The organism is Actinomadura sp. 7K507 (assembly GCF_004348425.1).
In the GTDB taxonomy this organism is placed as follows: domain Bacteria; phylum Actinomycetota; class Actinomycetes; order Streptosporangiales; family Streptosporangiaceae; genus Spirillospora.
In genome coordinates this window covers 1-4,199 of the sequence record NZ_SMKK01000417.1, presented here as the reverse complement: position 1 = coordinate 4,199, position 4,199 = coordinate 1, and the positions used below count along the sequence as shown (strand labels likewise).

Annotated in this window: 3 protein-coding genes; all 3 read left to right on the top strand. The window is 60.9% G+C overall.

The features are described from left to right. The first annotated feature begins 129 nt into the window (after positions 1–129). Positions 130–3,060, top strand: coding sequence for an RHS repeat-associated core domain-containing protein (locus E1285_RS43685; protein ID WP_132160792.1), 2,931 nt, complete (start codon positions 130–132; stop codon positions 3,058–3,060). 269 nt (positions 3,061–3,329) lie between these two features. Further along, a complete protein-coding gene (locus tag E1285_RS43680) occupies positions 3,330–3,689 on the top strand; it encodes a hypothetical protein (RefSeq protein ID WP_132160791.1) in 360 nt (119 codons plus the stop codon). A 289-nt stretch (positions 3,690–3,978) separates the two neighbouring features. Next, on the top strand, positions 3,979–4,199 hold a 221-nt coding region (locus E1285_RS47005), incomplete at its 3' end, for a hypothetical protein (protein ID WP_207947265.1).

The following is a 4,199-nucleotide window of genomic DNA, read 5'->3' as shown; positions in this document are numbered from 1 at the left end:
CCCTGGCGGGCCAGCTCGACCGCGCGGCGGCGGAACTCGGGCGGGTGTGGTGAGGGCATGGCGGACATCCTTCCTGATGATCGCCGGTGACCTCAGATCAGATGTCCGTGCTCCGGGGGGAAGCTCAGTTTGGGGCGTGTCACCGATACCCGCGACGGTTCGGCCGACGGCACCAAGCTGACCTCCTTCACCTACGACACCGTAAGGCGAGGCAAAGGCAAACCGGCCAGCGCAACACGTCACCACAACGGCGCCCAGTACACGAGCAACATCCGCGAGTACGACAAGCTGGGACGTGTTCACAGTGCTACCGTCACCATTCCCTCAAGCGAAGGCGCGCTGGCGGGAACCTATTCCTCGGTAGCCGAATACAACAGCGACGGCACGCTGCAGACGTTCCGTCCGCCCGTCGCCGGCGGCCTGCCCTACGAAACCCTCTCCTTCAGTTATGACGAGTTCGCCCGCCCCACCAAACTCTCCAGCGACCTGCACACATACATCGGCGACATCAACTACCGGAAGACCGGCGAAATCCAGCTCGTCGAATACGGGACGGCTCCGAAACGCGCCTTCCAAGCCTTCACCTACCAGTACGGCACCCGTCGCCTCGACCGCGCCGCCACCCAACGCGATGGCATCAACGGCTTCGCCCGCGCCGCCACCTACAACTACACCGATGCGGGCACCATCACCTCCGTGAACGACACCTCCCACGACGGCGTCGACAACCAATGCTTCACCTACGACCACCTCCAGCGCCTCACCCAAGCCTGGACGCAAGGAACCGACGGCGCCTGTGCCACAGAACCCGCCGACGCGGTCATCGGCGGACCCGCCCCCTACTGGCACACCTTCACCTACGACAAGGCCGGCAACCGGACCAAGGAGGTTCGGCACGGCCTCGGCGGCGACAGCGACACCGTCCGCAACTACACCTACGCCGCCCCAGGCAGCGGCAGCCGCCTGAACACACTCGTCCAAACCGGCCCCGACGGTGACCGCACCCAGACCTACGGCTACGACGCCATCGGCAACACCACAGCCATCCAAACCACCGACAACCCCACCAGCAGCACCCAGACCTTCGATTGGAACACCGAAGGCAACCTGGCCAAGACCTCCGAAGAAGGCAACGACGTCACCTTCGTCTACGACGCCCTGGGCAACCGCCTGATCCGCAAAGACCCCACCGGATCGACGCTCTACCTCCCCGACGGCACCGAGCTGCGCGCCTACAACGGCGCCGACACCGCCACAGGGTCCCGCTACTACGGCCTCGGTGGCCAACCCGTCGCGATGCGCGACTCCGACGGCACCGTCACCTACATGACCGCCGATCACCAGGGCACGGCGCAGATCGCGGTAGACGCTGCCACCCAGGCCAGTACCATCCGCCGCTTCACACCCTTCGGAGCCGTCCGCAATCTTGACGAGGACGCCACCTGGCCCAACGAAAAGGGTTTCCTCGGAGGCACCCAAGACCCGACGGGCCTTACCCACCTCGGCGCCCGCGAATACGACCCAGAAACCGGCCGCTTCGTCTCCGTCGACCCGGTCCTGAACCAGGCCGACCCCCAGCAGATGAACGGTTACACCTACGCCAACAACAGCCCGGTCACATTCTCCGACCCAAGCGGCACCTGCCCAGGAAACTCTTGCTCCGCGGACTTCGCCTATACCGGCCCCCACTCAAGGCCGAGCAAGTCGAGAGACTGGTCGAGAGGCTGGTCCTCCGGCTCCTCTTCGCGAGTCAGCCGAAGAATGGCCACCTTCGGCGGATGCAGTGGCGCAGATGTCTATACCGGTCGGTGCGCGATGGATCGGATAATCAAGGAACGGCTTGCCGTGAACGACCCCGCGCCTCCGTCGACGGGTTGGCGTGATGGGGCCAAGGCGGGGATGTGGGGACTTGACCTGATCCTCGGAATCAATGACATAGTGGGCTGCCTGACAGGTAAGGATAGCGACGCATGTGGCTGGGCGGCGGCCGGGTTCATCCCATTCATCGGAAAATTCATCAAGCCAGGTGGCGGGTTCCTGCGAAGACTAATGAAGGCGCTTGCGGGGAAGGGCAATGATACGCCAGCTACTCCAAAGCGTTCACCGGGTGGTTCTTCATCGGCACCCCCTTCGCCCAGGACCTCCTCGCCGAAGGCGTCCCCAAGGAAGTCGGCACCCGCAAAGTCTTCGCCGAAGAAATGCAGCAGTTTTGTTCCAGGAACGCCGGTGCTCCTCGCAGACGGCAGCCCCCGCGACATTGAAGACATCGAAGTCGGCGACAAGGTACTGGCCACAGACCCAGAAACTGGAGAAACCGCCCCACAGTCCGTCCTGGGCACCATCACCTCCAAGGGCGACAAGCACCTCGTCCAGATCACCGTCGACACCGACGCCCCACTCCGCTTCCGGACGACCGGGGACGAGCCGCAACCCAGTGCCACAGAAACCGGTCTTAAGGGCACCAAGAGCGGCGTCGTCGTCGCCACGGACGACCACCCCTTCTGGGTAGCCGGAGACATCAACCAGTGGGTCGAGGCCGCCGACCTCAAACCCGGCATGTGGCTCCGTACCAGCGCTGGCACCTACATTCAGATCACCGCGGTCAAGACCCACACCGCATACCAACGCGTCCACAACCTCACCGTCGACACCGACCACACGTACCATGTGGCCGTAGGATCGGCGGACGTCCTAGTCCACAACTGTAAGAATGGAAGCGGCCGAAAGTTGTACCGTGGCGTGCGGAAGGAGCACGCCAAATACGACGACGCTACTCAAGGTATAGCGCGTCCTCGTGGAGGTACAGCCACTCCAGAAGAGCATAATATGGCTAATACAGAAAGCCCTTGGACATCGTGGACCACCAAGCGGTGGGTTGCCGAAAAGCATGCAACGAAAGGCGAAAGTGGCGAGGGTGCTGTTCTTGAAATTGAATTGCCAATACCAGGGCACAAGCTCTATGATCAGGCGCTGATGGGGACGGACTTTTGGGGGGAATCGGAAGTTCTGGTCGACGGGGTAATTGAAAACGCGTTCGTAACGCTCGTTCGCTCGTCTTAGCCTGGAAGGGGTTGATCGCTATTGTGGCTTCAGTAGGAATGGACAATCTTGATGCGACGCTGGCCCGTTGACCGCCGACTGATGTGATCACAACAGGAAAGGCCGTCGGCCAACCGTCAGGGAGAGAAAGAGATAGCAAGCCAGCTTGGGGAAGGTCTCTGGAGGTGGACCACCACAGGTGGCGGTGGAGATCTAGTAGGTAGCTGATCCGGCTAGCAGGTAGTCGCCGCCTCAAGATTGTCGGCTGCTGTAGCCAATAGGAAGCGAATATGGAAATTTCGAAAGAAACAATTATGCATCTACTCCACTCACTAGCCAAGCAGGAGGGCGAAGTCGCATGGGCGGCGAAGACGGTGATTGCAGCTATCACCGTGTCGTCACCTCGGCTATTTAAGGGCACACGGGTTCTGGCCGGAGAAATCTTGCCTAGCTATCGGGCACGAAAAGACGTCATGCAAGAGACCTCCATCGAAAGCCCTTCAGTGGAGTCCTTCATTTGTTCACTTGAAAAATACGACTCTAGTAAGGAATTGATTCTGATATGGTTTGCCGTCCCTTCTTGGAATGTTTCAATTCTGATGGATCCTGCTGATAATTCCGCTGTATCTTGTATTCTTGTGAAGCGCTGATCTCCTTGTGCATATATGTGGATGGACAGGTGATGCGGTGAGTTCGGTGCCGGTATCAACAGGGTTGATCGTCGCAGTCGCTGATCAACAATACTTTTGAATATCCCTGGGGTGATTCCGACACGTCGAGCGGACGGCACGGGAACGTTTATTCGAAGAAAAAGTTAAACTCGTTGTTGCGGACGCCGGTTAGTACTCCAGCCGCACTTATTGATCGAGGAGTCGTCGTTGCCGCTGGTAGTGGCATCTTCGGGCGCGGGCTTGGTGGCGGGCGTCTCCAGCGTGACCAGTGCAGATGGTGTTCTGGGCGGTGCCTGGGCGGGTGCAGGTGGACGTGCAGGCGGCGGATCTCGTTGACCGTGAGCGGGACCAGCTCGTCCGGATCATCACCGTCATCCCGTTCACTGTGCGATTGTCCTTGCCGCTGAGGCCCCCCTGTGTGGCGAGTTCGTCGCGTTCCACGCCGTGGTCGTGGTGGTGGCCGTGCAGGTCGGGTGGCGGGCTGGGGGG

Excerpts from the sequence above, each read along its gene's own strand:
- E1285_RS43680 (WP_132160791.1), top strand. The coding sequence starts at position 3,330 with ATGGAAATTTCGAAAGAAACAATTATGCATCTACTCCACTCACTAGCC.